Origin of the sequence: Lactococcus petauri, assembly GCF_002154895.1 — a bacterium.
GTDB lineage: Bacteria > Bacillota > Bacilli > Lactobacillales > Streptococcaceae > Lactococcus > Lactococcus petauri.
On record NZ_MUIZ01000003.1, the window covers coordinates 1 to 26738 of the forward strand.

The 26738-nt window shown below is 37.3% G+C and carries 26 protein-coding genes and 1 tRNA gene; 7 read left to right on the forward strand and 20 right to left on the reverse strand.

The features are described 5' to 3' along the window. The 7 genes from BZZ03_RS05030 to BZZ03_RS05065 all read right to left on the reverse strand — a co-directional run. The coding region (locus BZZ03_RS05030) for a MucBP domain-containing protein (protein ID WP_233128958.1) at positions 1 to 2080 on the reverse strand (2080 nt) is incomplete at its 3' end. Further along, the gene (gene lepB / locus BZZ03_RS05035) at positions 2077 to 3246 is read right to left on the reverse strand and encodes a signal peptidase I (RefSeq protein WP_086582696.1); all 1170 of its coding nucleotides are present in this window, start codon (positions 3244 to 3246) and stop codon (positions 2077 to 2079) included. The genes lepB and BZZ03_RS05030, both read right to left, overlap by 4 nt. A gap of 41 nt (positions 3247 to 3287) precedes the next feature. Beyond that, positions 3288 to 3764: a hypothetical protein gene (locus BZZ03_RS05040; protein WP_086582697.1), complete on the reverse strand. Its 477-nt coding sequence runs from the start codon at positions 3762 to 3764 to the stop codon at positions 3288 to 3290. Between the two features lie 998 nt (positions 3765 to 4762). After that, the gene (locus tag BZZ03_RS05045) at positions 4763 to 4957 is read right to left on the reverse strand and encodes a bacteriocin (RefSeq protein ID WP_086582698.1); all 195 of its coding nucleotides are present in this window, start codon (positions 4955 to 4957) and stop codon (positions 4763 to 4765) included. A 450-nt stretch (positions 4958 to 5407) separates the two neighbouring features. After that, positions 5408 to 5481 (reverse strand) — tRNA-Met (locus tag BZZ03_RS05055). A 321-nt stretch (positions 5482 to 5802) separates the two neighbouring features. Beyond that, positions 5803 to 6195 (reverse strand): ArsC/Spx/MgsR family protein, encoded by a 393-nt coding sequence (locus BZZ03_RS05060; RefSeq protein ID WP_308203557.1) that lies wholly within the window; start codon positions 6193 to 6195, stop codon positions 5803 to 5805. A 54-nt stretch (positions 6196 to 6249) separates the two neighbouring features. Further along, a complete protein-coding gene (locus BZZ03_RS05065; protein WP_014025159.1) occupies positions 6250 to 6450 on the reverse strand; it encodes a cold-shock protein in 201 nt (66 codons plus the stop codon). Positions 6451 to 7323: 873 nt separating this feature from the next. On the opposite strand from BZZ03_RS05065, the gene recU reads away from it, so the two are divergent. The 3 genes from recU to BZZ03_RS05080 are packed head-to-tail and all read left to right on the forward strand — an operon-like array spanning position 7324 to position 10723. Next, positions 7324 to 7974 (forward strand): Holliday junction resolvase RecU, encoded by a 651-nt coding sequence (gene recU / locus BZZ03_RS05070; protein ID WP_019294163.1) that lies wholly within the window; start codon positions 7324 to 7326, stop codon positions 7972 to 7974. A gap of 31 nt (positions 7975 to 8005) precedes the next feature. Next, entirely contained in the window at positions 8006 to 10093 is a 2088-nt protein-coding gene (locus tag BZZ03_RS05075) for a transglycosylase domain-containing protein (protein ID WP_086582700.1), read from the forward strand. 3 nt (positions 10094 to 10096) lie between these two features. Then, positions 10097 to 10723 carry an MBL fold metallo-hydrolase gene (locus BZZ03_RS05080; RefSeq protein WP_086582701.1) on the forward strand — a complete coding sequence of 209 codons (627 nt, stop codon included), beginning with the start codon at positions 10097 to 10099 and terminating at the stop codon, positions 10721 to 10723. A gap of 98 nt (positions 10724 to 10821) precedes the next feature. Here BZZ03_RS05080 and BZZ03_RS05085 read toward each other — a convergent pair whose 3' ends face one another. Continuing rightward, positions 10822 to 11751, reverse strand: a complete 930-nt coding sequence (locus tag BZZ03_RS05085) for a glucosaminidase domain-containing protein (RefSeq protein ID WP_019292636.1) — start codon at positions 11749 to 11751, stop codon at positions 10822 to 10824. A gap of 184 nt (positions 11752 to 11935) precedes the next feature. Between BZZ03_RS05085 and cysK the strand changes: the two genes are divergently transcribed. Then, positions 11936 to 12856: a cysteine synthase A gene (cysK, locus tag BZZ03_RS05090; protein ID WP_086582702.1), complete on the forward strand. Its 921-nt coding sequence runs from the start codon at positions 11936 to 11938 to the stop codon at positions 12854 to 12856. A gap of 111 nt (positions 12857 to 12967) precedes the next feature. Here cysK and BZZ03_RS05095 read toward each other — a convergent pair whose 3' ends face one another. The 5 genes from BZZ03_RS05095 to BZZ03_RS05115 form a co-directional block, all read right to left on the reverse strand. Further along, a complete protein-coding gene (locus BZZ03_RS05095; RefSeq protein ID WP_198943947.1) occupies positions 12968 to 14113 on the reverse strand; it encodes a cysteine desulfurase family protein in 1146 nt (381 codons plus the stop codon). A gap of 243 nt (positions 14114 to 14356) precedes the next feature. Further along, the gene (locus BZZ03_RS05100; RefSeq protein ID WP_003133973.1) at positions 14357 to 14632 is read right to left on the reverse strand and encodes an HU family DNA-binding protein; all 276 of its coding nucleotides are present in this window, start codon (positions 14630 to 14632) and stop codon (positions 14357 to 14359) included. A 117-nt stretch (positions 14633 to 14749) separates the two neighbouring features. Next, the gene (locus BZZ03_RS05105; protein WP_086582704.1) at positions 14750 to 15334 is read right to left on the reverse strand and encodes a YpmS family protein; all 585 of its coding nucleotides are present in this window, start codon (positions 15332 to 15334) and stop codon (positions 14750 to 14752) included. Then, a complete protein-coding gene (locus BZZ03_RS05110) occupies positions 15324 to 16148 on the reverse strand; it encodes an SGNH/GDSL hydrolase family protein (RefSeq protein WP_191672896.1) in 825 nt (274 codons plus the stop codon). Before BZZ03_RS05110 ends, BZZ03_RS05105 begins: the two co-directional genes overlap by 11 nt. Further along, entirely contained in the window at positions 16141 to 16977 is an 837-nt protein-coding gene (locus BZZ03_RS05115; protein WP_019292641.1) for a DegV family protein, read from the reverse strand. Before BZZ03_RS05115 ends, BZZ03_RS05110 begins: the two co-directional genes overlap by 8 nt. 167 nt (positions 16978 to 17144) lie before the next feature. Here BZZ03_RS05115 and trhA point away from each other — a divergent pair, with 167 nt between their 5' ends. Next, positions 17145 to 17798: a PAQR family membrane homeostasis protein TrhA gene (gene trhA / locus BZZ03_RS05120; RefSeq protein ID WP_019292642.1), complete on the forward strand. Its 654-nt coding sequence runs from the start codon at positions 17145 to 17147 to the stop codon at positions 17796 to 17798. Between the two features lie 9 nt (positions 17799 to 17807). Here trhA and BZZ03_RS05125 read toward each other — a convergent pair whose 3' ends face one another. After that, complete coding sequence (locus BZZ03_RS05125) at positions 17808 to 20924, reverse strand: DNA polymerase III subunit alpha (RefSeq protein ID WP_086582706.1); 3117 nt, start codon at positions 20922 to 20924, stop codon at positions 17808 to 17810. 106 nt (positions 20925 to 21030) lie between these two features. Between BZZ03_RS05125 and BZZ03_RS05130 the strand changes: the two genes are divergently transcribed. Continuing rightward, positions 21031 to 21207 (forward strand): DUF2929 family protein, encoded by a 177-nt coding sequence (locus BZZ03_RS05130; RefSeq protein WP_017369403.1) that lies wholly within the window; start codon positions 21031 to 21033, stop codon positions 21205 to 21207. Between the two features lie 36 nt (positions 21208 to 21243). On the opposite strand, the gene BZZ03_RS05135 is transcribed toward BZZ03_RS05130, so the two are convergent. Both BZZ03_RS05135 and BZZ03_RS05140 read right to left on the reverse strand, forming a co-directional pair. Next, the gene (locus BZZ03_RS05135) at positions 21244 to 21861 is read right to left on the reverse strand and encodes a sugar O-acetyltransferase (protein WP_086582707.1); all 618 of its coding nucleotides are present in this window, start codon (positions 21859 to 21861) and stop codon (positions 21244 to 21246) included. Positions 21862 to 21966: 105 nt separating this feature from the next. Further along, the gene (locus tag BZZ03_RS05140; RefSeq protein ID WP_061413691.1) at positions 21967 to 23571 is read right to left on the reverse strand and encodes a CTP synthase; all 1605 of its coding nucleotides are present in this window, start codon (positions 23569 to 23571) and stop codon (positions 21967 to 21969) included. On the opposite strand from BZZ03_RS05140, the gene BZZ03_RS11905 reads away from it, so the two are divergent. Then, positions 23546 to 23734, forward strand: a complete 189-nt coding sequence (locus BZZ03_RS11905) for a hypothetical protein (RefSeq protein ID WP_143466333.1) — start codon at positions 23546 to 23548, stop codon at positions 23732 to 23734. The two genes, BZZ03_RS05140 and BZZ03_RS11905, sit on opposite strands and share 26 nt — an antisense overlap. Before the next feature lie 319 nt (positions 23735 to 24053). Here the strand turns inward: BZZ03_RS11905 and BZZ03_RS05145 are convergent, their stop codons facing one another. Genes BZZ03_RS05145 through truA form a run of 4 tightly spaced genes read right to left on the reverse strand, consistent with a single transcriptional unit; the run spans position 24054 to position 26628 of the window. Beyond that, positions 24054 to 24596, reverse strand: a complete 543-nt coding sequence (locus BZZ03_RS05145; RefSeq protein ID WP_086582708.1) for a TIGR01440 family protein — start codon at positions 24594 to 24596, stop codon at positions 24054 to 24056. Then, complete coding sequence (locus BZZ03_RS05150; RefSeq protein ID WP_019294173.1) at positions 24577 to 25059, reverse strand: ECF transporter S component; 483 nt, start codon at positions 25057 to 25059, stop codon at positions 24577 to 24579. Before BZZ03_RS05150 ends, BZZ03_RS05145 begins: the two co-directional genes overlap by 20 nt. Further along, the gene (locus BZZ03_RS05155) at positions 25056 to 25889 is read right to left on the reverse strand and encodes a pyridoxamine kinase (protein ID WP_086582709.1); all 834 of its coding nucleotides are present in this window, start codon (positions 25887 to 25889) and stop codon (positions 25056 to 25058) included. Before BZZ03_RS05155 ends, BZZ03_RS05150 begins: the two co-directional genes overlap by 4 nt. Then, the gene (truA, locus tag BZZ03_RS05160) at positions 25882 to 26628 is read right to left on the reverse strand and encodes a tRNA pseudouridine(38-40) synthase TruA (protein WP_061413699.1); all 747 of its coding nucleotides are present in this window, start codon (positions 26626 to 26628) and stop codon (positions 25882 to 25884) included. Before truA ends, BZZ03_RS05155 begins: the two co-directional genes overlap by 8 nt. Positions 26629 to 26738 lie beyond the last annotated feature (110 nt).

The window sequence follows — 26738 nt, forward strand, 5'->3', positions numbered from 1 at the left end:
AAGGTTGTCCTGAACTATCTTTAAATTGATCCACAAGTTGAGCGGTAACTCGCCAATTTCTCTTACTTAATCGTGTATCTTCGACAATGATTTTCCAATTTGGATCTTGTCTTGAGATGGTTTCTGTCTTGGAGGATATTTTAGTTTCATTGAAACTCAGTTCACTTGGAACATCATAGAATCTTAAGATAGCTGAAGTATAGATATAAATAACTGTTTGTTCTTCATTAGAAAACAAACCAGAAGCATTACTTGGTGTTTCCTTTAATTTCCAATTTTTAATATCTTTGGGCTTCGAGTTATAAGGTAAGCCTACTTTCCCATTTAATATCTCAGAAGGAGCCAAATCGTTGCCTTTGCTGTCTTGATACTTTACCGTAACTGGTGCAGCATCTGATTGAATAATTAAATCATTATTTTCTATATCAATTTTCTTAGGAGTGGTTTCAAATCCAAGATCATCATAACTCATGGTTGTTTTTATCGGAGATATACGTTGATTCCCACTATCCTTTACCCCCTTCAACGGAATCGTAATTTTTTGAGGGACATTAGGAGTTATTTCATCTTCTATCAATTCTCCTTTCAACACACCATTTTCAAAAGTAATATTGGTGAGGCCATCAATTACTGTACCCGGTACATACGTCACACTATCTGGTAGAGTTACAGTAACATCTTTAACTACAGCCTTCAACCCACCCGAGTTATTCATCGTGAAGCTATAATCAAAATTTTCATTTTCATTAATTATATTGTTTTCAACTGAATGATCTGTCGTAATAGCATTTTCTAATGTTAAAACTGATGGTGTACCAAATTGAATGTCATCCAGTAAATTACCTGCCGTTACTGTAGCATTACCTGCAGATATTGCTTTAAAGCCAAAACGTGTTACCGTTTGTCCTGCCGGAATTGTATACTCTCCACTATATATCTTCCATTCAGTATTAGGACTAGTCATTGTTGCTATTTTTACTAATCCTGCCTCCGGATTTGAGCTATTCGGTTTACCAAACCATACTTCTGCTGTATCTGTCCCCCATAAACCTCTGTGCGCAACTCTCCACTTGACAGTAACACCAGGTGTCGTATCAACATCTTGGTAAAGCATTGTTTTATCCTCTGCTACTAGTTCTGCATGTTGTTTACCGTTAAATGATTTAGGACCTTTCTTATCTTGTCCCCAACTATTATTCGCGTTATGATAATTATCCCCATGAAATTCGACATAAGGTGTTCTATTTCCAGAAACCGGAGCTGAGCGCCATGTATATTTCCCATTTACTTTTAGCTCATCATCAGTATAATATTTCCAGTCTTTATTTTTGTCCCCAGGAGAACTACTAGGTGTAGAGAACATAACTGGATCCTCAAAATCTCCGTTAATTAATTGGATTGGGCCAGAAGCTTTAGAGCTCCTGTTTTCAGTAGAACTTATATCATTACCTTGCTTATCTGTATTTGAATCTTTAGTTTCTTCTTCTGAAGTCTCTATTTCTTGAGTTGGATCTGATATTTCTTTTTTACCTGTATCCTCATTAGATAGCGTAGGAGGCGTACTGCTATCAGATGCTTCTAAAGAAGATTCTTTGGTTCCTTCATCAGAATCCGATCTAGTATCTTGACTCTGGATAGCAACCGAACATGGTGAAGAAGTAACCGGATTCCCTTCACGTACAGTACGTGCTGTGAAATCATAACTCCCCTCTTCCTTAGCTTCAAGTTGTAACGTGACTTGTTTCTCTTGTCCCTCTACCCAGTCAATAACCAACTGATTATTGACTGTATCCTGTGTCACACCAATACTCGGATTGGAATTCGACTGATAAGTGACACCTTCTGGAAGAGGAACAACTATTTTGGTATCCTCTTGATTGCTGTCTGTCACTGTTAAAGCGATTGACTCATCCTCTGCCTCTGCTTGAAGAACAAGATCAGAGACAACCGTATCCCCTGCCATAATTTTAGGAATAACAATACTCGATAATGTGATAAGAAGTCCTAAAATCGTGAGGACACTCAAAACAGTAAAGCTTCTTTTTCTCTTCCTAAGCCATCGTTTTAAATCCATTTTCATTTTATTAACACTCTTCCTTTCACTTCTTTTTGATCCACAAAGCCATAATTACGGCTATCTGTGGAGTGAGAACGATTATCACCCAACACAAATAGTTTCCCTTCAGGTACTGTTTCTCTTCCACTTATTTCTTTCAAGGTAAAGTCCTCCGTGACTGGTTCTGTATAATTCGTAGACGATAAACGATTATTCACATAAAGCTTCCCTTGCGTCGCATATACTGTATCACCTGGTAAGGCAATGATTCTTTTCACAAACTCTTTATTGGCCATCTGAGGGACATTAAATGCAATAATATCTTGGCGTTTTAATGTACTGGGATGTTTCTCTAAAACAATAATTGCCTTGTCATTTAATAGAGGTTTCATTGAATCCCCTTCTATCGTACGTATGCCATAAAATTGCAAAAGAACAAATAAAAGAAGAACAATAAAAGTGACTATCCCACCAGCTAAGCACATTATTTTTAACCGAGAGCTTCTCTTTTTTTCTTTTCTTTTTTCGTGTTTATTTTGATTCTTTTTATCCGAATGCTGTTCTTTATCTTGAACTGATGCTTGCTCACTACTCGTCTTTTTTACTTTTTCTTGTAGGCTCCTCAAGCGTTGTAAAATAATATCTGTATCTTTTTCTTTTATGTCAGATTCATGCAGTTCATCTTCTTCATTTTTTTTTACTTGTTTTTCAAAAGAAGGATAAAATTCATATGAACGGTTTCTCTCATGTTTAGTGAACACCTCTTCAACTTTCATACGAAAAGTTGGAATGAGATTGGAAGCATGATAGCCCATCTCTTCCAAACAATCTGCCAAAACCCCATCTTCCTCTCCTTGCCTACGGTTGTAAAAAGAAACGGGAATGAACTCAACTTTATAACGATGAAGCGGGTCCTGCATTATTTTCGTCCAAATAATTTGAGGAAAAATATGTTCAAGTTCTTCTAAAAAATTTAATACAGGGAAGGTAGAAAAGTTTGGGGTTAAGTCTGAGTTTTGAAGCGTGAAGTAATATTTTTTATTTAAAAGAGAAACATCAAAATCATCATACACTCTGCCTTGCTTTTTCATTAATTCTTGCAGGACTTGTGAGGGTCCAAAAGAATCTAACATAAACAGACATATTTCCTCTGCTTCTTTACGACTTTCTCCTCTATAAAGTTTAATCATTTCCTCTTACCTCATGAGCAAAAGATCGAATACAGTGAATATTATTGTTCAGAACTTCCAATAAGTACCTCTAAACTTTCAATCCATTGGTTAAGATCTTGATCAGCTTTCATTTTAAAATTCACAATATCTTCTCGTAAAAGTTGCCCTTCTTGTCTCATACTATTCAGTGCAGCCTGTTTTTGATGTTCGAAAGCCTTGACTTCTTCCTTCGCTTTTTGAACAATATCATTAGCTACACGTTTAGCATCAAGCATCACCTCTGCCAAATCTTTTTCAGAAAGCCCAATTGGAGTCTGTTTCTCTAATTCTTGAATTTTCAATGTATTTTGTTTTAAGGTATTGATATAGTTGATTTCATTTTTTTCTAAATTCGCGTTCTTTAAACGCAATTGTTCGTTTTCTTTTTCCAAAAATTCAAGCTTCTTTTTATTTTCTTCTACTTCTTGAATAATTCCACTCAATTCCGTTTCAAAATTACTCAGATCCCTTTGATTGATTTCGCTATAGTTTTCCATGATTTCTCCTACTTTATATGATGTGACGTTGTAACAATAAACTTTCCAAAAAATTGAAGTTTTTATAAAATAACTCCCTTTTTAAGGGTATTGATTATAAAAAATCAAGGATTAGATAACTAACTTTGTAATAATCAAACACATAGTTTCTTCATTTTATTTAAATATAAGGTTGAAAAAAATTTTTTTTTATTATATAATAAAAAAAAGCTTGTTTTTTATACAGTTTAAATCATATTGTTTAAAACATTAGTTAATATAACTTCAATTTTATTGACAAACGTTTGTTTTATTTAATTTAATTGAATTTTTATTTTTAATAACAAAAACACAGAAGAAATGTAGGTTTCTTCTGTGTTTTTGTTATTATTTTCACCAGATATTTCTTGATGAACTTGACCTATCAGAAGCTATCAAAAAAACTCCCAGTCATAAAACTAGGAGCTAAATACTTCAAATGTATTTTATAGGGTAATTTAATTATAACAAATTTATATGTCCTATCAACTCATCCAATCAATTAAAAAGCCACGTTGGCAAAGCATGACTTAGTGTAGCAGAAAAATATTTCTTCTATTTGTTTTTTATTGCCAACTCTATTATATCAGAATAAACGCCTACAAAAAGTAGACGCTTTAATAAATACTCATGGTATAAATATTATACACAAAATAAGTGCAAGCCTCCTCTTGTGATACAAAATATATACTAACTTAGAAGGTGCGAGGAGGACTCGGAATTGTGTACACTCATTGTAACAAAATGTAAGCGTATTATGCAATAAAAGAGCTAAAATAATTATCATGAATAAAATTTCACAAAGTAAAAAGCTACTTATCCTTGTATTATACAGTAGCCCTTTACTTTATAAATTTTAAAATACACACATTGTCATTGCTTGGTTAGTTTTTTGGTTAGTTCTTATTTTTAAAAAACTATGATCGCTTATTTATTAAGGCTAACCAACCTTTAAATTCATTTTACCATAATGCTTTATATTACCATATTTTGCTGTGAGAGCCGAAATTGTCATGGTATTTAGCAGGTGCAAGGGTTAACGTCTCGCGATCAACCACCCGTACATCATGATCTTCAAGCTCTACAATGATAATATTTTTAAATTTATCAGTATCTGCTGTAACTACTGTTGCTTTTTGTCCGTTTGATAATTTAATGATATCTCCTTTTTGCATCTTATTTATCCTTTCTGAAGTACTCTTTTTGAGTAAAAAATCCTTTAATGAAATAGTAAACCTACTTGCTACAAATTTTCCAATCAATACTTGAAATTAAAGTTATTCACAATAATTTAAATACTTATAGTAGCCGTACATATTCACATAGGTTTGCTTTTTATATCTAGAATCAAATATGTATTCTTTAAAATTTATGTTTTTCCTCATCGTTGCTAATTCATAATTTACTAAACTCAATGGTTTTTCAAATATTACTGATATCTGCTGTTTAGTTCTTGCTATTCCCAAATACCTCCTCCTTTCATTCCTCGTCTATTTTACATTTATGTATTTTATCAGCCATTCTGTATTCTTCGTAAGTTATATATTCTAAATATATAACAAATTATTATTTCATATCCAAACTAATATAAAAATCCCCGACGAAGCAGGGAAATCATCTTCATATTGCGGGAGCAGGATTTGAACCTACGACCTTCGGGTTATGAGCCCGACGAGCTACCTAGCTGCTCCATCCCGCGTTAATAAATAAAAGCTAACAAACTCCACAAAGTAACATTGATCTATATAAGTCCATTACCTTAATGGATGTTATTCAAATACTATCCTCATTGTAGCACACTTAACTAAATTAACCTAATTTCCCAATAAACGTATTACTTTAAATTCATAAACTTACTTCGAATGATATTATTCTCTACTTCCAATCGTTTCACTTTTTTGAGTAATTTATTATTAATCCCTCTCAGCTGTTTATTTTCAACTTTAACTTTTTCTTCACATCTCTTCAGTATAAAATTTCTTAACATTTTTCTCCTTTTATAATTCTATTCTCTATTGCCTTAATCATTATTTCTTCTCATGTCTAGTTTTCTATTAATACTTGGGATAAACTGACGTATTTCGCTTCCATTGAAACCTGCAAAGAGTTGATTTTTATCAACAATAATTGGAGTTTGTAGTATTTCCACGTGATCCACGAGGTAATCTATAGCTTCTTCAAATGACATTGCGTCTAATGTTTTTATGGTTGCTTTTGTTCTCCCCTTCATTGTACGCCTATTTTTCAAAATATCATCAAATCCACCATCCGTTAATAATAATAGTTTTATCAATTCATTATGAGTTATTTTTGTAATTTCGATACATTCTATTGCAATTCTATGAGTTTCAAACCATAAAAGTGCCTGCTTACTAGAAACACAATTTTTTCGCCAATATATTTTAAGACTAATAGTACTCTCCCTTGTGCTTTGGTTAAAAAAAGCACTCCAAAGAGTGCCTTACCATTAAGCTTTATTAATATTTGTAGCTTGTGGTCCACGTTGACCTTCGCCCATATCAAATGTAACTTTTTCGCCTTCTTCAAGTTTTTTGAAGCCGTTACTTTGAATTTCTGAGAAATGTGCAAACACATCTGCTCCATCTTCAGCTGTAATGAAGCCAAATCCCTTAGCATCATTAAACCATTTTACTGTTCCTTTTGTCATAGTATATATATTTCCTTTCAACTAGATTGTAAATCATTATGGTTAAAGAAAACATTTAAAATATATAACTTTGACTAAACTTACTTAATACATAGTATCATGCTTATTTGTTTTTGTCAAATTGACATAAAAAATCTTCGTTCATGAATGAAATGCCAATAATCAGAAACTCAACTGACTTTTGAAATATTTTTAATATATTTAAAGTGATATAAACCTTATAGATTAAAATATTTGTATAATGCCTAATCATACAGAAAAGAGACATCCGATATGTGAGAGATGCCTCTTTTCTGATAAATAATCTAGCTATAGATTACGCTCTATAGCTAGATATTTTATAAGTTGTAGGAAAGTACAAATTTTTGAAATAAGCACTGACCTACAACTAGCTTAGTATAACACTAATATCTCCGATAACATAATGATATAAAAAGTGAGACTTAATTTTATACTTTTATCAATTTTTATTCTGCCCACTTTTTGCCCACTAAATTATTTTTTTATTATTGCATCTTACTACTAAAGAGGTCGTCGTATATCACTACATATTTGAAGTAAATATAGCTCAATCTTCCAAAATGGTTTAGATTTATTCTATAAAATTGAGAGTATCAGTCACTCTATAAACTTTTAAATTAGTACTATATAGGATACTTAAAAATTTGCAAAGTAAAAAGCTACTGAAAAGTCTTAATCAGCAGCTCTTTATTTTTAAAATTTTATTACACACATTTTAATTGCTTGGTTAGTTTTTTGGTTAGTTTTTATTTAATAATACTCTAAACCCAATAATAATAATCAAAAAACAAATATTTTGCTATAATTACATTATACAATAGAAGTAACAATTTAATATATGGAAAAACACACATGCTAAAATATCCTCAAGGATTAAATAAACAAAGAAAAAATTTTTCAGGAAAACAAACAGAGAAAAAAGTGGTGCATAACGCTGCGAAAAGTACTCCGAATATGGTAAAATCTAAATCGGCAGTAAAATTTGGTAAACGTGGTATGAACTTTGAAGCAGAGATCAATGCGACTAATGATTATTATCTTGCACATGATATCGCTGTGATTCATAAAAAACCCACTCCTATCCAAATTGTAAAGGTTGACTATCCCCAACGTAGCCGTGCTAAAATTACCGAAGCCTACTTTAGACAGGCTTCAACTACAGATTATTCTGGCGTCTATCAGGGAAGATATATTGATTTTGAAGCTAAGGAAACCCATCAGAAGACAAGTTTTCCTCTGAAAAATTTTCATGAGCATCAAATCGTCCATATGTCCAAAGTCCTTGAACAAAAAGGCATTGCCTTTGTGCTCTTACACTTTGCCTCTTTGGACGAAACTTACTACTTGCCATCTGAGAATTTGATTCGTTTTTATCAAGAAAAAAAAGGCTTAAAGTCTATTCCTCTTGATTATATTAAGCAACATGCTTATCAAATCCCATCAAATCAGATTCCTAGAATCCCTTACTTGGATATCGTTAATCAACTTTGCGAGGTGAATTAAAATTCCTACTAACAAACGAAAAAAATCAAAAATGAATCGAAATAAAAACACTGCAGTTAAAAGATCTCTCATTTCAACATTGAAATGGGCTTTAATTCTGATTTTTTCAACAATTATTCTGACTTTTGTTGCTGCTGGTGCGCTCTTTATTTATTACGCAAAAGATGCACCAAAATTAGATATGAGCAAATTGGAGTCACCCCCATCAACGGTCGTTTATGACAAGGATGAGAAGGTAATTGCTACTCTTGGTGCGGAACAACGTGATTTAGTACAGACTGATAATATACCTGTCATGCTTGTTAATGCTGTAACCTCGATTGAGGACCGCCGCTTTTTCAATACACGTGGTGTTGACCCAATACGTATTGCTGGTTCTTTAGTCAATAACTTACGCGGTGGACATATGCAAGGTGGTTCTACCTTAGATATGCAGTTGATTAAACTGTCTTTCTTCTCTACTGACTCAGCTGACCAAAACATGAAAGTCAAAATTCAAGAAGCTTGGCTTGCCTTACAGCTGGACCAAAAATGGTCAAAAGAGCAAATCTTTACTGCTTATGTCAATAAAGTCAATATGGCGAATGGTTATTACGGTATGGGGACAGCTTCTCAAGCTTACTATAATAAACCGTTAACAGACTTGTCTATCGCACAGTTAGCCCTACTTGCGGGTATGCCACAAGCACCAAATACTTATAATCCTTATAAAAACCCAGAAGCTGCGAAATATCGTCGCGATTTGGTAATCAATGCGATGTACCGCAATGGTAAAATCACGGAGAAACAAAGAGATGAAGCCATCAATACACCAATCGATGACGGTCTTCAAGACTTGAAGAGCGGTGTGAGCATTCCTGAATATGCCAATGACTTCATCACCGAAGCCATCAAGCAAGCCAATCAAGAAACAGGAACAGATGCGCCAAATGCTGGCTTAAAGATTTATACTACGCTTGACAGTAAAGCGCAGCAAGATCTGTTCAATATTGTCAATACCAATGATTCTGTACCATTCACTGATGACGAACTTCAAGTTGCTTCAACTTTGATTGATACACAGACAGGTGGCGTTGCGGCCCAAATCGGCGGACGTAAGCAAGAAATCGCGGTGTTTGGTTCAAATCCTGCAACAGAATCTACTCGTGACTGGGGCTCAACGATGAAGCCACTCATCGACTACGCACCTGCCTTTGAAAATGGTATTTATACAAGCACTGCCCAAACCATTTCCGACTCAGGTCCTTACTTCTATCCCGATGCTCAAAATATTCAACTGAACAACTGGGACAATCAGTATCTAGGAAATATCTCCGTACGACAAGCTTTAGCCCTTTCACGTAATATCCCGGCTATTAAAACTTTGGATGCTGTCGGACTGGACAATGCGACTGCTTTTGCCAACAAACTCGGATTTAAGTATCCTGTAGAAACAGGAAAATATGATGACAAAGGTGACCCTATTTTTGAACCAGGAACTATGACTTTCGCTAATGGGATTTCAAGCAACTCAAGAAGCAGGGATTCTCAATATGGTGCAAGTTCTGAACGTATGGCTGCTGCCTATGCTGCTTTTTCGAACGATGGTATCTACACAAAACCTTACTATGTTTCGAAAATTGTAATGCCTGACGGCTCGACAAAAACTTATGAGCCAGAGCGTACGCGTGCGATGAAGTCTTCAACTGCTTATCTTATTACTGATATCCTCAAAGATGTTATCAAAGGAAATGACGGCACAATACCTGCTCTTTCTACAGGTCTTTATGCACAAACTCCTGGCCTTCCTGAAGCAGGGAAAACAGGAACTTCCAACTACGATGATGCTGAATATCCTAAAGCTCTTGAAACAGCTGGAATCACGCAAGCTCAGCTCCAAGGTGGTTCAATGGCACCAGACGAAAACTTTGTTGGTTACACACCACAGTATTCTATGGCTGTATGGACCGGTTATAAAAATAGACTACAACCTGTCTATGGCGAAAATATGTATATCGCTGCTAAAGTTTTCAAAGCAATGATGACAGATTTATATCCTGATCCAACATCTGTTGCAGACTGGCAAATGCCAAGCGATGTCGTAAAACAAGGTTCTGACCTTAGTGTAACAGGAAATTAATTTATGAAAATCGAGAAAATCGTTAGTGAAATTGCTCAGGAAAATGCTTATATCCTGAGCAATTCTGCTTTTAGTATACTTATTGATCCTGGCAGTCAACCAGAAAAAATTATTGCAAAACTTCAAGAGATTGACAAGCCTTTAACTGCTATTCTCTTGACTCATGCACATTTTGACCATATCATGGGGCTTGATACCCTCAAGCAAGCCTATCCTAATGCTCAAGTTTATCTACATGAAAATGAAAAAGAGTGGCTCAAAAACCCCGAGCTTAATGCTTCAGCTTTAATGCTCCCCTTTCCTGTCACTTGTAAGACTAATATAGATGAATATTATGTCTGTGATACACCTTATAATCTCTCTGGGCTAAAATTCCACGTACGCCACACACCCGGACATTCTATTGGAGGAATTAGTCTTGTTTTCGAAGAAGAGGAGCTTATTTTTTCCGGTGATGCACTTTTTGCTGGTGCGATTGGAAGAACAGATCTTCCAAGTGGGAATCACACACAATTACTACAGTCCATTGAGGCAGAACTTTTTAGCCTTCCCGACGATTATAAGGTTTATCCAGGGCACGGTCCAAGCACAACGATTGGAAAAGAAAAGCTTTATAATCCATTTTTCTAATATAAAAAGCCCCATGGGCTTTTTTATATTCAGCTTAGTAAGCTTTCAGAAATTTCCCTCAAAAAAACATCTCTATATTAATATAGAGATGTTTTTTATTATACAGATAATGTTTGGCCAGGATAGATATTTCCTGTAATACCGTTCATTGCGGCAAGTTCATCTGCTGTTCTTCCATAAACAGAGGCAATTGATGTTAAAGTATCACCTGATTGAACAGTATAAGAACTAGAAACGGTGCTTGTTGCCATCGTTGAAGCACTTGTAGTTGAAGTTGTCGTCGTTGCACTAGTCCCAGCTGTTGGTATCTGGAGAACTTGACCTTGCATGATGTGATCTGTAGCTGAGAGACCATTTTGGGAAAGAATTGCATCCATTGATACACCATAGTGTGCTGCAATATCATAGACTGTATCACCTTCTTGAACAGTATAAGTTTGTGTACCGTATGAACTTGTATCTGTAGAAGTTGTAGTTGTCACATAGCTTGTTGTTGAAGTTGTAGCGACTTCTCCGCCATCATAAGCTGTTAAACCATATTGCGCGATAACAGCATTTAATTTTGAGGCATAATTTGGATCTGTAGCATAGCGTCCTTGCAACCAAGCGGTTGCATCTTGATAAGAGCTTGTATTTTCACGCCAAACACCTGAATACAAGAAAGAGCCACGTAATAAACGTGCTTGTGCAGCACAAGCCTCTGCAACTGAAGCATAAGCTTGGAAAGGTTCCACGACATTATGCATTTGTCCGTCAAGAAATTCTTGTGTAGGCAAATAAACTGGATTTCCTGAAGTGTATTTCACACCGAAAATATTATTATAATTTACAGCTAGTGCACTTTGTCCAGCACTGCTTTCCAAAATACCTTGGGCAATCATAACAGAGGGGTAAAGACCATATTCGTTTGCGACTGGAGTTGCTGCTTCAGCCAACTCTTGTACTGACATTGCTTGTGCTTTCACAGCCCCAAGACTTGTAAGGGCTACAGCAGCTGCGCCAAATAAAAATTTGTGTTTTGTATTCATCTTATAAAAACTCCATAAATAAAATATTCATTATTTCTAAGTATATACTATTTATTATCTAATGTAAAACTATATAATCCTTGATATTATATTTTTATAGCGCTTATTCGCTTTTTTTATGTAAAACTGATAAAGTAGGTTTTATAATAAGAAGCAGGATCATCAAAGATAAAAGGAGAACTCTATGTCTAAAATTTATGAAAACATTACTGAACTCATTGGGCAAACACCCATTATCAAGCTTCGCAATCTTCCTGAAGACAGTGCTGAGGTTTACGTTAAACTTGAGGCATTTAATCCTGGAGGATCAGTAAAAGACCGTATTGCCCTCAATATGATTCGGCAAGCAGAGCGGGATGGACTACTAAAAGAAGGTGGGACTATTATTGAACCAACTTCTGGAAATACTGGAATCGGACTTGCTTTTGTCGGAGCTGCTTTAGGCTACAAAGTTGTGATTGTCATGCCTGAAACCTTCTCACTTGAACGCCGTAAATTAATTCAAGCTTACGGTGCTGAACTTATTTTAACTCCAGCTGCTGGAGGAATGAATGAAGCTATTGCTACAGCAGAGCATCTTGCAGAAGAAAAAGGATGGTTCCTTCCACTTCAATTTGACAACCCGGCTAACCCAGCTGCTCACGAAGCCACAACAGCTGTAGAAATACTGGACGTTTTTGGTGAAACAGGTTTGGATGCTTTTGTGGCTGGTGCGGGAACCGGTGGAACTATTTCTGGGGTTTCCCATGTACTGAAAAAAGCAAATCCTAAGCTCAAAAGTTATGCGGTAGAACCTGCAAGTTCTCCTGTCTTAACAGGCGGGCAACCACAGCCCCATAAACTTCAAGGGATTGGTGTTCCTTTTATCCCTAAAGCTTTGGACACTTCTTCTTATGATGAAGTAATTGATGTCCCTGTGGAAGAAGCTTTTACTACTGCTCGCGAAATTGGTTTTAGCCAGGGCTTCCTTGTAGGGATTTCAAGTGGTGCAGCAATTTGGGCTGCTCTTGAAGTTGCGAAAAAATTAGGTAAAGGAAAGAAAGTATTGACCTTGTCTGCCGACAATGGCGAGCGCTACCTCTCTACAGAACTCTATGATTTTTAATTCTTAAACTCTTAACTTAAGAGAAACATCAATAGTTGTAATTTAGCCACGTCTTTACTTAAACAACAGATAAAAAAGCTCCGACACTTAATCGGGGCTTTTATTCTTTTATCAATTCGCTACTTTAAGCATTTCTTGATAAATATTGCGGAAGATTGTAAGAAAGGCTTCAATCTCTAACATATTATTTGTATGGTCCAGACTAACACGTACAGCGCTGGTTGCAAGATCAGGTTTGACATGCATAGCCATAAGTGTGCCGGCAGCAGCATTTTTCTTCGAAGAACATGCAGATGTTGTTGAGATGAAAATCTCATGTTTTTCAAAAGCATGAACAACAACTTCTCCTCTAACTCCACGAATTCCAAAGGTCAATATATTGGGAGCAAAGTCATCCATTTCTGAAAAAAGGATAATTTTTTCTTGCTTAGAGAGTTCCTCAAAGATGATTGCTTTCATTTGACGAATTTTCTCAACTTTATGATCAAAATCAGATAGTGCAAGACGAAGAGCCTTAGCTGTAGCAGCGATACCAGCAACATTTTCAGTCGTCGAACGCTTGTTATTTTCCTGACCACCGCCATGTAAAAGAGGGGCTAAGCGTTTCCCTGATTTAATATAAAGAAAACCGACACCACGTGGCCCGTGGAATTTGTGCGCTGAAAATGTTGCAAAGTCCACACGTTCCAACATAAAGTCCTCAACAGCTATTTTACCAATGGCTTGGACAGCATCGATGTGGAAAGAAATGGTAGGACGATTTTCCAAGAGTTTAGCGATTTCTTTGATCGGTTGAATAGAGCCTATCTCGTTATTTACGGCCATGACAGATACCAAAATTGTATCTTCGCGGATTAATGCCTCAAGCTCTGAAACTTTAACAAATCCCCGTTCATCAACAGGTGCTTCATCAATTTCAAATCCTTGCGTAGCTAACCATGCTGCAGTATTTTTAACTGCAGGGTGTTCTATGGCTGAGATAATGATGTGCTTACCAAATCTTTCTTTTTCATATGCCACACCTTTTAAGACCCAGTTATCGCCTTCTGTTCCACCACTCGTGAAGAAAATTTCCTCTGCATTAACATGAAGTAGATCCGAGATTTGACGGCGTGAAGCCTCCAAAAGACGTGTTGCAGTTGTTCCTAAACTGTGCAAGCTCGAGGGATTTCCCATGATTTTATTGGCTACATCTGTATATGTGCGTAAAACTTCTGGATTTATAGCGGTAGTGGCTGAATTATCAAAGTAAATGATTTTAGTTTCCCCATTTCTGAATAACATTTAGCAGCTTCCTTAGCTTAAGCAGCGGAAGCATTTTTTCATCCTTACATTCTATCACTTTTTTCTCGCTTTTTACAGCTTGAAAATCATTATGTACTCAACTGTTATCTTCATTCTGTTTTACTGTAAGTAAACATGCAAGAGCTACAAATTTTTGTAATCAAAGACAATAAAAAATACCATGGTTAACCACGGTATCAGTATTTCTACGCTAGATTATTTAACAGCGTCTTTCAAAGCTTTACCAGCTTTAAATGCAGGAACTGTAGTTGCTGCGATTTGGATAGCTGCACCAGTTTGTGGGTTGCGTCCTTCGCGAGCTGCACGTTCACGAGTTTCGAAAGTACCGAAACCGATAAGTTGAACTTTTTCTCCTTTTGCGAGGAATTCAGTTACTGATTCACCGAAAGCGTTAACTGCTTTTTCAGCATCTTTTTTTGTCAATCCAGCTTTTGCTGCAACTTCAGCAATAAGATCTTGTTTGTTAGCCATTTTAAAAATGTCCTCCATATTTTGTTTTACCTGTTCTTATTAGGCACTTTTCATTTTATCAAATGTTGTGAACCTTTGCAAGCCTAAACAGCGTTTTTCTGCGGTTTTTAGCTGATTTTAAGGTTGAATCATCAAATTAAAAGTAAAGTTTCCACTGACTAAATCTAACTGATTTGCTTTTAAATATAAATTATCTGCTAAAGTAAGTTGTGGTAGATGTAATATGACTTGATCCTTCGTCGGTAAGACTTCTACAAAGGCTGGAAGCTTAATGCTTGACTTCACATAAGCAAGAACAGCACTTGTTGGTAAGTTCAATGATCCTGCCGAAACATTCTTCACCTGAAGTGCAACAGAACCATCATTTAAAGCCAAAGGCTCAAAGTAAATATAGAGTGGAATTTTTTGGCCAAAAAGTTGGTAAGAAGCTTCTAAAACAGCTTGACTATTTGATAGATAGAATTTATAACTCATGTCTGAAGTCTGAAAATCTTGCAGATAAGTATTGATAAGCTGGTTTAACTGGTCCCGATTAGTCGTTATTTTAGCGACTTCTGTCGTCTCTTTAGGCTTACTTACTTGCCCCAAAGATTGTTGGTCCCGCACATTAAATACACGGCTCGAAATAAAAGCAAAAGTTCCAAGATTAATTGCTAATAGAGCAAGAAAGAGCCATTTCCAGATTGTTTTTTTATTTTTCATTGATCACCTGATATTCTTTAAATACTGCATCAGCCATGATTTGATAGCCAATATTGTTGGGGTGGAAACTATCTGCTGTATAAAGGAGATCATTGATTTGAGACTGACTTTCAGAAATCCCTTTCTCCCCTCCGATTCCTTTGTAAAGCAAATCGTTGATGGCAATAAAACTCGTATTTTTTTCTTCTTTTACCGTTTCCTCTGTTGCGATATTCCAATTATTAATGATTGTTTGTAAGGCTGTTATATTAGGAAAATTCATATAGAAAGGATTATAAATCCCTAAAACATAGACATGAGCCTTAGGATTATTTAGCCGAATAGTCTCAAAGATTTTTTTCAGCTCATTTTGATAATTACGCGCAGGTTGTTCAAAGTCTTTTTCTTTAAGTTTTGAAAGATGAGCAACATTATCTCGGATAACTTTCATAACATCATTCCCACCAACAGTCAAAGTGATAAAATCTGCATTTTTTATAGCAGTTTGGATTTCTCTGTCCTGCATTTTTTCATAGATTTGGGTACTTGTATCACCTGCATGACCAAAGTTTTGTGACTCTACTTTTCCTGTGGTTTGGTTTTCTACCTCTTTTGCTAAAAGAGGGACGAAACCACCTTGGCCTGTTGCATCACCAACCCCTTCTGTTAATGAGTCTCCCAATGCCACGTAATTCACGATTTTATCTTGATCCTGTACTTCTTCTTTTAAACGGTTGCCAGCTGGAGTACTCATCAAAGAAAGCAAACAGAATACAAGTAAACTTGCTAGTAAAAAGCCAGCAAGTTCAAGAATAATTTTCAGTTTTTTATTCATAATCAATCATTACAGCCCAAGCACCCGGTCCTGTATGAGTAGCAATAGTAGAGTTAGTATCGAGGATAGAAATTGGTTTTTCAACAAATTTTTGCAAAGCTTCCTTCGCTTTATTAGAAAAATCAAGTCCTTCTACATGTGAAATGCCAATCTCACGAATTTTACGTCCAGAGTTTGCGATGTGTTCTACCGTTTCATCTAGCCATTTGGTAAATGTCTTATTCCCACGTCCACGTGTCATTACACCTAGCTCACGGTTTTTTAGTTCCATCACGATACGTACATGCAAGAGACTTCCCACGATTCCGGTTGTACGACTGATACGTCCGCCTTTAACCAGGTTTTCGAGCGTCGAAATCCCAATAAACAGTTCTGTATTTTCACGTACATGATTAATTCTCTTCAAGATTTCTTCTTTTCCAAGACCTTCTTTAGCCAATCGTGCGGCTTCCACTACTTGGAATTTCAAACCTTGGTCCGTAAAATCACTATCAAGAACTGTTACATCACGGCCAGATAGCATTGCCCCTTGACGCGCTGCTTGTACTGTACCGCTTAAACTTTCAGTGATGTGAATGGAAATAATCGCATCTTCTTCACTGGCAATTTCTTCATATTTTTCTGCAAAGACCCCTACAGGAGGTTGGCTTGTTTTAGGCAATGCCTTAGAAGCCTTCATTTTTTCCATAAATGAGTCCAAGGGTAAGTCTGAATCAAGGTAAGTTGTCCCGTCAATAGTTACCGACAATGGAACTACAGTAATATCAAGTTCTTCTACTAATTCTGGTTCAATAGTTATTGATGAATCTGTCACAATTTTAATTGTCATATTTTCTCCAAATCAAAATAAAAAGACTTCGATTTCTTTTCTAAACAATCTATGTTAATATATATTAATATTATACCAAATGAACTGCAATTTCGCTAATCCTCTTTTTCAAATTTATAAATATTTTGATTTTAGAAAGCGAAATTATTATGGAAAGAAGGAGATCAATGGAAAAGCCAGCTTCTCGCGCTTATCAAATTGTTGACCAGGTCTTTAATGCCATCACACACGGAGTCGGCACTGGTCTTGCTATTACAGGACTTGTTTTACTCATACTTAAAGGAGTAGCCAATCATTCACCGATACAGATTGTTGCTTTCTCAATTTATGGAGCCTCTCTTGTACTACTTTTTCTCTTTTCAACTTTGGCACACAGCCTACACTTTACACGCGCTCAAAAAGTTTTTCAAGTTTTTGATCATAGCGGTATCTTTTTACTCATCGCAGGAACTTATACCCCTTATTGCCTCGTTACATTAGGAAATTGGCTAGGCTGGGGAATGTTAGCACTTGTTTGGCTTTGTGCGATCTTGGGAATAGTCGTTACAGCTATCTACCTTCCACGATGGAATACCGTGCCTAGAGGTTCAACTGTCCTTTATATTGTTATGGGATGGGTCATCCTCTTTGCCATTTACCCTCTCTGGCAGCTTCTGCCTGCCTATGGCTTCTGGTTTCTCGTTGGAGGAGGTGTAATTTACTCTGTCGGTGCAATTATATACCGTTATAAATTCCCTTTCGCTCACGTGGTCTGGCATCTTTTTGTTCTTGGTGCTGCAATGCTGATGTGGTTCTCCATCTATGGTTATGTGGGATCATAAGAAAAAACGCTATTTATAAACAGCGTTTAAGACATAGGTTTTCAACTTGTTCAAAAGTAAATCATTTTCTTCCACATAGACTTGAGTCTGTGTGGTTTTTTTTGTGTCAGCAAAATGCAAAATGACTTGTATTCCTCCAGGAAACTCCCGTAAAATTCGAGAAATATGCGTATTATGACTTGCATCTTCAAGATTCAACCAAAGTTTACGGTCTGTCTCTTCTACTTCGATGACACGATCAGCTAGCATCTGTAAAGCATCATTCCTTTCAGAAACTTTGCCAGAAATTAAATAAAATTTTCCTTTTTCGAGATTTGCCATAAACCGCCGATAATTTTCTGGGAAAAGTGTAATATCAAAATTTTCTTTACTGTCAGTTGTGGATAGGAAAGCCATTGTCTCTCCTGTCTTTGTACGATGGGTACGCACAGCAAGTAGCTCGACTAAAACAGTCGCTCGCTTATTTTTTTGCAAATCAGTCAGTGCTGTAAAATTTGTTTTCAGTTTAAGTGCTAAAGTTTGCAAGGGGTGTGGCGTAATCCCTACACCTAAAAACTGCTTTTCATACTCGTATTTCTCGGATTGCAGATAATCTTCTGCATCTTGAAAAGAGAATTTTAAGGCAGATGCACCGAAGAGATCCAGTTGAATATTTTGACTATAATCAATGAGAGTTGATAAGTTTTGAGCCAGCTTCCGTCTGTTCATGTCTTGGTCATCAAAAGCTCCAATCTGTACAAGTGGTAGCAAATAATCTTCTTTCTGGAAATTTTGAGGTAAACTTTTCACCAAATCTGCTAAATCACTAAAGGGCCTATGTTCAACAATCCAAAATGCCATATCTCGTGGAATGCTCCGTACATTTGCTAAGCCCAAGGCGATTTTACCATTTTCTACTCTGTCATGATAAGGCATCCGATTGATGGAAGGTTGCTCCATTTGAAAATCATTATCCAAAGCATCTTGAATCATGCTCTCTCTTTTACGGTCTCGAAGCTGAACCTCATAAAATTCATCGGGATAATTCGCCTTGAAATAAGCGATTTGAAAAGCTAGAGCAGCATAAGCATAGGCATGAGAACGATTAAAACCATAATTAGCAAAACGTTCAATCAGACGATATATCTCCATCGCTTGTGCTTCAGTGTGCCCCAACTTTAAGCTTCCTGCTAAAAATTCGGCTTGGAGTTCTTCAAATTCTTTTCCTTTTTTCTTTGAGATTGCACGGCGGAGCAAGTCAGCCTTACCCAAAGAGAAACCGGCAAAGCGTTGTGCAACTTGCATGATCTGTTCCTGATAAATCATAATGCCATAGGTTGGCGCTAATATTTCTGTCAGTGTCTCGTCAATGACTTCTACTTTTTCCTGTCCATGTCGGCGGGCAACGAATTGGGGAATAAACTGTGAAGGGCCTGGACGGAAAATAGATGTCGCATCAACAATATCCTCAAACTTTGTTGGAGCTAAATTACGCAAAAAACGTCTCATCTGTGGATTCTCAAATTGAAAAATACCTAGAGTATTTCCAGCACGGAAAAGTGCTAACGTTTTGTCATCTTCTAAATCTATGTGCAAAGGATCGATGTGAACATTTTTTCGTTTTTGTACTAATTCACATAATCGCTCAATTATCGTTAAATTTCGTAAACCCAAAAAGTCGATTTTCAACAGACCAATTGCTTCAACATCCGGTGCCTCATATTGTGTCAAGGCCAAATCATCGGATGGTTTTAGAGGCACGTAATTGACCAAGGATTCTTGGCTTAACACCACGCCCGAAGCGTGTGTCGATGTTTGACGCGGTAAGCCTTCAATACGAGTAGCTATCTCATACACCTTCTGCAATCGACTGTCGCGTAAAATTTCAGCCTTAAGTTTAGGATTTTCCTCGTACTCATCACGAAGCGAACCAAACCGTTGTCTCAACATGCGTGTGAGAGAAGAAAGCTCAGCTTCGTTCATCCCAAAAGCCTTTCCGACATCACGTAAAGCTTGTCGTTTACCTAAGGTCGAGAAAGTCACGATCTGCGCCACATGGTCGCTACCATAACGCCGCTTCATATAAGCAAGCAACTCGGACCGTTTGGTATCAGGCATATCAATATCGATATCGGGCATTGCTACACGTTCCGGATTAAGGAAACGTTCAAAGAAGAGATTATTTGCCACCGGATCAACATGAGTGATACCTAAGGTATAAGCCACCAATGACCCAGCAGCAGAGCCACGCCCCATGCCGCAATAGATGTCGTTTTCACTTGCATAGCGTAATAAGTCGGCAACGATAAGGAAATAGTCATCGAAGCCCATTTGATGGATGACCGATAGTTCATGATTGAGACGTGCACGATAGTCTTCTCCTGCAGGCAGATTGACTTCTGCTCTTTCACGAAGAAGCTCCGCTGCAATTCTTTGTTTATCAAACTGAGGCAAGCCTAACTTCTCACTAAAGTCATACGCAATATTTGCAACTAAGTTTTCAAGATTATCTAAGGCTTGAGGATAATTCTTAGCATATAATTTTTCGTAAATTTCTGGTCTCTGCAAAAGTTGGTCATTTGACAAAGTCAACTCTTGATTGTAAGGTATTAAATCACGAATCGCATGTAGAACTTCAAGGCTTTCATTATCGACCTGTGACAAGTAGCGCACAGGCTGAAAAGGAAGGTACGGAAACTGAAGCGAAGTTCCTCCAGCACCTGTAGGCAAGATGCCAATATATACTTCTGCTTGAATCTGTGAAAGGGCTGAGAGATTCGCATAAGACTCTGGTACCACTAAAACGACATCATTTAAAAAACTCTCAATATCAGAAAAACGGTGACGACCGTAATTATGACTGGAAGAGATTTTTAAAAGATTTTTATACCCCTCAGTATTTTTAGCAATAAAACTAAAGGATACAGGTAAACTGTCCAGCTCAAAAACAAGCTCAACCCCAATAATGGGCTGTATGTTTCTCTTTTGTGCTTCAATCGCAAAGTGATAAGCACCATGTAAATTTCCGACATCACAAATGCCGAGCTGTTTATAGCCCATTTTTTCTGCCATATTCAGATAATCATCTACTCGGACAACACTATCTAAAAAACTGTACTCTGTTTTGGTGTTGAGTTGTGCAAACATTTGGCCCCTTTCTCCTTTGTTTTTATACTTTTTTCGCATAATTCTTGAATTTTAGCTCTAATAGTATTATACTTTATTTTGAAGAAAAATCGAAAGAAGAATTATTATGAAAGTACTTGTAACTCTTTTCTGGTCAGCCGTTATCGGCGAAGTTGTAGGTTACATCATGACCGCACTCGCTGGGGTAGCTGACAAGCCGTTTAGCACTTTGGTTGTCTCACTGGTATTCGGACTTTTTGTTTTACTCATTAGTAAAGTCGGAGTTGTGGAACCAAAGCATTAATCTCTCTTTCAAAGACCGATCAAAAAAAGCAGGTTTTTAATCTGCTTTTTTTGTGTCATAATAATCCTTTTCTTGTAGCTCCCAATACTCTTGATCTGTCTCACTAATTTCTCTTAAAATACGTGCCGGATTTCCCACAGCGATGACATGTGCGGGCAGATTTTTAGTAACTACTGCTCCTGCCCCTACAATCGTTCCTTCGCCAATACTAACACCTGGATTCACAATAACACCTGCACCGAGCCATACACGATCGCCAATAGTGATTGGTTTTGCATATTCAAGCCCTCGAACCCGAACAGCTGCATCGATAGGATGCAATGGTGTAATCAGGCTTACGCGAGGTCCAAACATTACATCGTCTCCAATAGTGATTGGTGCAACATCCAAAAAAATACAATCCACATTGGCATAAAAATTTTCACCAATGTGTGTGTTAAAACCATAATCGACTTGAAGTGGCGGATTCACATAAATAGATTTTCCTGTACTCCCAAACAATTGTTTCTCTAAAGCAATAATTTCTTTTTGATCCATTAGGCTGGTTTGATTTATCTTTTGCGCAAGTACTCTTCCTGGTTGTGGATCATACTCTTTTTCAATCTTAGATGCTCTATAAAGTTGTCCTGAAATCATACGTTGATACTCTGACATGGCTTCTCCTCTCAATATTGCATCCAGTATATCAAATTATGATAGGAAAAAATATTAAAAAGTAAGCACTAAAAAAATCCCCACCTTAAGTAGGGATTTTTATTTTCACATATTTTCCACTGCAGCTTTAACAAAGGCTTGATAAAGCTCTTCTGGACGGTTTGGACGTGATTGTAATTCTGGGTGATATTGACAAGCAACGAAGAATTTTTTATCGGTTAACTCAACGATTTCGACCAAACGGTTGTCTGGGGAAACACCAGAGAATGTAAAGCCTGCCGCTTCAAATTGTTCACGATATTTATTGTTAAATTCATAGCGGTGACGGTGACGACGTTGAACGACATCCGCATCATTGTAAGCCGCACGTGCTTTAGTGTTTGCTTTTAGTTTTGATGGGTAGAGTCCTAAGCGCAAGGTTCCTCCCATGTCTTCAACATCAACTTGGTCACGCATGATATCGATAATTGGATATGGTGTTTCTGGGTTTAATTCGTAAGAATGTGCCCCTTCCATGCCGAGAACATTGCGCGCAAACTCCACGCATGTCATTTGCATACCCAGACAGATCCCCAACATTGGAACGTCGTTTTCACGTGCATAACGGATAGCCGAAATTTTACCTTCTGATCCACGTTCACCAAACCCGCCAGGAACGATAATACCATGTGCATCTTTCAAACGTGCAGCAGCATTGCTATCGTCCAAGTCATTGGCATTTACCCAGTCCAATTCGATATCGCTGTCTGCTGGGTATCCGGCATGTTTCAATGCTTCTGTCACTGAGATATATGCATCTGGTAATTCTACGTATTTCCCAACCAAGGCAATCTTGACTTTTTTCTTGAGGTTCATCACATGGTCAACCATTGCTGCCCACTCTGTCATATCAGCTGCAGGTGCATCAAGTTTCAAGTGATCACAAACGATTTGATCCATGTTTTGCTCTTGCAAGTTTAACGGAATTTGGTAAAGATGTTCCACATCTAGAGACTGGATAACTGCTTCAGGATCAACGTCACAGTACATAGCTACTTTATCACGCATTTCACGTGTGATTGGAACTTCTGTACGAAGCACCAACATATTCGCTTGGATACCATACTCACGTAATGTTTTTGTTGCATTTTGTGCAATTTTTGTTTTCAACTCCCCAGCTGCACGCAAGTGGAGGATTGGCACAGTGTGAATGTACATCACATTATCTGAACCAACTTCGGCTTTCATTTGACGTAGAGCCTCAATAAATGGAAGGGATTCCATATCACCTACTGTACCACCCACCTCAGTGATGATAACATCCGCATCAGTCATAGTTGCTGCACGCTTAATTTTTTCTTTTAATGTATCCGTAACGTGAGGTACCATTTGAACTGTGGCTCCAAGGTACTCCCCTTTACGCTCTTTGCGTAAAATTTCAGAGTAAACTTTACCTGAAGTTACATTTGAGTATTTATTAAGATTGATATCAATAAAACGCTCGTAGTGTCCAAGGTCAAGGTCTGTTTCAGCACCATCGTCTGTAACAAAAACCTCACCGTGTTGATAAGGACTCATTGTCCCTGGGTCAATATTAAGATACGGATCAAATTTTTGTACAGTTACTTTAAGGCCACGGTTTTTGAGCAAACGTCCCAAAGACGCTGCAACAATACCCTTACCCATTGATGATGTACCACCACCTGTGACGAAAATATACTTAGTTGCCAATGCGAAATCTCCTCTGTTTTCTATATTAAGCCTGGGAAAATATAATGGAAAAATAGTTGTTTTTATTTTTCCTAATGAGGCGCTTAGGCAAAGCTCCGTAGAGCTTGCCATCCAGCATTTAGTGGCTTTAGCCACAAATGATGGTAGCGAAACAAAAAAATAAGCTCCCTCTTGTAAGGGAGCTTCTGACTTTACCGCAAAAAGCGGTGCCCGAATATTATTCTATATGATTTTGATTTTTTTGTCAAGGTCCTAGATTTTATCTGGAGTAAAAAAGAGGATAAGACCATCTATCCTCCTTTTAGAAATTAGTGAATATCAGTAGGACTCGCGAGCAACTGGTTTCCCTCTGAGGTCATCTACTTCGACTTTGAATGTCATCTGCACCTCCCTCTTTATTGTTAAATACATTTTCTCACACTTTGCCTTCATTACCAACTCATATGCAAAATTTCCAGTGAGGTACTTATCCAGACTTTTACTTACTCATAACTTGCACGTTCCCCACCAATAAGCTTAGGACGTGATTTGAGAGCTGTGACATGCGCTCCGCCAAGTTCTTTCAAGACAGGTCGCACAGGGATTTGGACATGCTTTACGTGCATTCCAATAGCTGTATCGCCAATATCGAGTCCAGCATATGCCGTGATATGCTCAACTTCTACTGGTGCCTTAAATAGCTTATAAGCTGCGACTTGTCCACTCCCTCCTGCATGAAGCTGTGGAACAACAGAAACGATTTCCAAATCTTTTTTGTCCGCCAATTCTTGCTCTACAAGTAAAGCACGGTTAAGGTGTTCACAAGCCTGGACAGCTAAATAAATATCCCGCGCCTTGAGTGCTTCGTAAATCGTTCCGACAATCACTTCGCCGATCTCAGCTGAGGAGTTCTTACCAATTGTACCGCCATTGACTTCGGAACTAGATAGGCCCAAGACAAAAATCTGTCCAGCTTTTATCTCTGTTTTTGCAATAACATCTTCAATAATTGTTTTTGTTTCTTCTTTAATTTGTTTTAAGTCCATGAAGAGCACCTGATTTCTTAAGAATTTCTGTAAGAAGCAAAGCAACGACAAAACCGACACTGGTTTGCACGGCATTGATTGCCATGTCTGGTAATGCCACGGCTAAACTTCCAACAATAAACATATCTGCTATAAAATAACCGCCGACCATAACCACAGTAGCCAACACGTAATTAAGTGCTTTATTTTTTGTTATAACACCTAAATAACCTTGGAGTCCATGAATGACTAAGGTAAAGAACATGTATGCCGCATATCCTGCAATAAAATCATTGAGAAATCCTGCTAGTGCACCAACAATTAGACCTTCACGTTTTCCAAGAAGCATTGCTGTCGTGAAAATACCCGCATCAAGCAAGGTAAAATAACCACCAGGAATAGGTATTTTTGTGAAATAGCCTAAGACAAATGTCAAGGCAGCTAACAAAGCCAACAGGGTTAATTTTTTAGTTGAATACTTCATTGCTCCTGCTTTCTTTTACTTTTCAAAGTTTGCTCGAATTCTACTCCATAACGTTTGTCAGCAGACTTTGGTGTATTTTTTATTGATTTAACTACAAAGTCAACAGCTTCTCGTGTTGCTGCGGCTAAAGTTTTACCATTAGTTAACTCTGCAGATAAAACAGAACCGAAGATATCTCCAGTGCCATGATAAGCTCCTGGCAATTTTTCTGCCAAAACATAGTCAATCTGTCCGGTACTTCTTGCAGCCGCGGCTCCAATATATTTTTCATCAAGCATAACACCCGTCAAAACAACATTTTTTGCTCCACGTGCTTGTAATTTTTCAATGAGCATTTCAATAAATGCTTCTGACTGCACACCTTCTTGGTAAGGTGTTCCTGTTAAAAGGCACGCTTCTGTGATATTAGGCAAAAGAACATCTGCATAAGGCAAAAGTTCACCCATTTTTTCTACAAAGTGTATATCGAAAACACTATATAGTTCCCCATGATCAGCCATGACTGGATCAATTATAGCCAGATTATTCGCATCTTTATATATGTCAATCAAGTCTTTGAGCACGTCAATTTGTTCCGCAGAAGCCATAAAGCCACTATAAATTCCATCCATATGGAGATTTAATTCTTGCCAGGCTTGAATAATGTTGCACATTTCATCTGTAAGGTCAAGATAAGTAAAGTTGGTAAAACCACCTGTATGTGTTGATAAAAGCGCTGTGGGCAATAGTCGACACTCTATGCCATAAGCACTAATAATCGGAAGCGCCACTGTTGAGGAACAACGACCTACGCAAGAAATGTCATGTACAGCAACAATATTTTTAGTCAAAATAAATTACCTCCTTGAGATAGAGCCCTTCTGGGGCAGCAGTCGGACCTGCTAGGTCGCGATTTTTACTTTCTAAAATCTTTTTAATTTGCGAGACAGGCATCCGCCCATTTCCTATTTTAATCACAGTTCCCATCATATTACGAACTTGTTTATAAAGAAACCCATTGCCCCGAAAAATAAATTTATAGTTTTCATCGTCTAGTTTTACAAGCTCAGCTTGAGTTATCGTTCGTATCTTATCTTCAACTGTAGCACCAGCTGCTGTAAAGCCAGTAAAGTCATGTGTACCAACCAAATCTGCTAGAGCTTGTCGCATCAAATCTTCATCAAGTTGATAGCGAAAATGTGCACGATACAAACGGTGAAAAGGACTCCGAACTTTACTGTTCTCCAGAAAATACTCATAAATCTTTTCATGCTTGTTAAAGCGAACATGAAAATCCTCTTCAACTTGTATGACTTCACGAAAGGCAATATCTGATGGGGTTTGCGTGTCCAAAGCGAAACGTAAACGTTCCTCATCTCGCTGCCCTTGTAAGTCAAAATGAATACGTTGAGCATGCGCATGCACTCCCGAATCTGTACGTCCTGAGCCATGCAATATCACAGTCTGGTGAGAATTTAATTTTGTCAAAACTTTTTCAATCTCTTCTTGTACAGTCCGCTGATTATTTTGGGTTTGAAAACCTGCAAAATTTGTGCCATCATAAGCAATCGTTGCCATATATCTAGTCATGTTTATATTATAGCAAAATCAAGTATAGATTTGTCTAACCTAATTTAGAGTTTCCCTTATTCTGCAAACTTTCTACTCTATTTTGAAAACCCTTTAATGCGACTAACCTT

Coding starts and splice junctions, on each gene's coding strand:
- lepB (WP_086582696.1), bottom strand. CDS start 3,246: ATGATTAAACTTTATAGAGGAGAAAGTCGTAAAGAAGCAGAGGAAATA.
- BZZ03_RS05040 (WP_086582697.1), bottom strand. CDS start 3,764: ATGGAAAACTATAGCGAAATCAATCAAAGGGATCTGAGTAATTTTGAA.
- BZZ03_RS05045 (WP_086582698.1), bottom strand. CDS start 4,957: ATGCAAAAAGGAGATATCATTAAATTATCAAACGGACAAAAAGCAACA.
- BZZ03_RS05065 (WP_014025159.1), bottom strand. CDS start 6,450: ATGACAAAAGGAACAGTAAAATGGTTTAATGATGCTAAGGGATTTGGC.
- recU (WP_019294163.1), top strand. CDS start 7,324: ATGCTAAAATATCCTCAAGGATTAAATAAACAAAGAAAAAATTTTTCA.
- BZZ03_RS05075 (WP_086582700.1), top strand. CDS start 8,006: ATGAATCGAAATAAAAACACTGCAGTTAAAAGATCTCTCATTTCAACA.
- BZZ03_RS05080 (WP_086582701.1), top strand. CDS start 10,097: ATGAAAATCGAGAAAATCGTTAGTGAAATTGCTCAGGAAAATGCTTAT.
- BZZ03_RS05085 (WP_019292636.1), bottom strand. CDS start 11,751: ATGAATACAAAACACAAATTTTTATTTGGCGCAGCTGCTGTAGCCCTT.
- cysK (WP_086582702.1), top strand. CDS start 11,936: ATGTCTAAAATTTATGAAAACATTACTGAACTCATTGGGCAAACACCC.
- BZZ03_RS05100 (WP_003133973.1), bottom strand. CDS start 14,632: ATGGCTAACAAACAAGATCTTATTGCTGAAGTTGCAGCAAAAGCTGGA.
- BZZ03_RS05105 (WP_086582704.1), bottom strand. CDS start 15,334: ATGAAAAATAAAAAAACAATCTGGAAATGGCTCTTTCTTGCTCTATTA.
- BZZ03_RS05110 (WP_191672896.1), bottom strand. CDS start 16,148: ATGAATAAAAAACTGAAAATTATTCTTGAACTTGCTGGCTTTTTACTA.
- BZZ03_RS05115 (WP_019292641.1), bottom strand. CDS start 16,977: ATGACAATTAAAATTGTGACAGATTCATCAATAACTATTGAACCAGAA.
- trhA (WP_019292642.1), top strand. CDS start 17,145: ATGGAAAAGCCAGCTTCTCGCGCTTATCAAATTGTTGACCAGGTCTTT.
- BZZ03_RS05125 (WP_086582706.1), bottom strand. CDS start 20,924: ATGTTTGCACAACTCAACACCAAAACAGAGTACAGTTTTTTAGATAGT.
- BZZ03_RS05130 (WP_017369403.1), top strand. CDS start 21,031: ATGAAAGTACTTGTAACTCTTTTCTGGTCAGCCGTTATCGGCGAAGTT.
- BZZ03_RS05135 (WP_086582707.1), bottom strand. CDS start 21,861: ATGTCAGAGTATCAACGTATGATTTCAGGACAACTTTATAGAGCATCT.
- BZZ03_RS05145 (WP_086582708.1), bottom strand. CDS start 24,596: ATGGACTTAAAACAAATTAAAGAAGAAACAAAAACAATTATTGAAGAT.
- BZZ03_RS05150 (WP_019294173.1), bottom strand. CDS start 25,059: ATGAAGTATTCAACTAAAAAATTAACCCTGTTGGCTTTGTTAGCTGCC.
- truA (WP_061413699.1), bottom strand. CDS start 26,628: ATGACTAGATATATGGCAACGATTGCTTATGATGGCACAAATTTTGCA.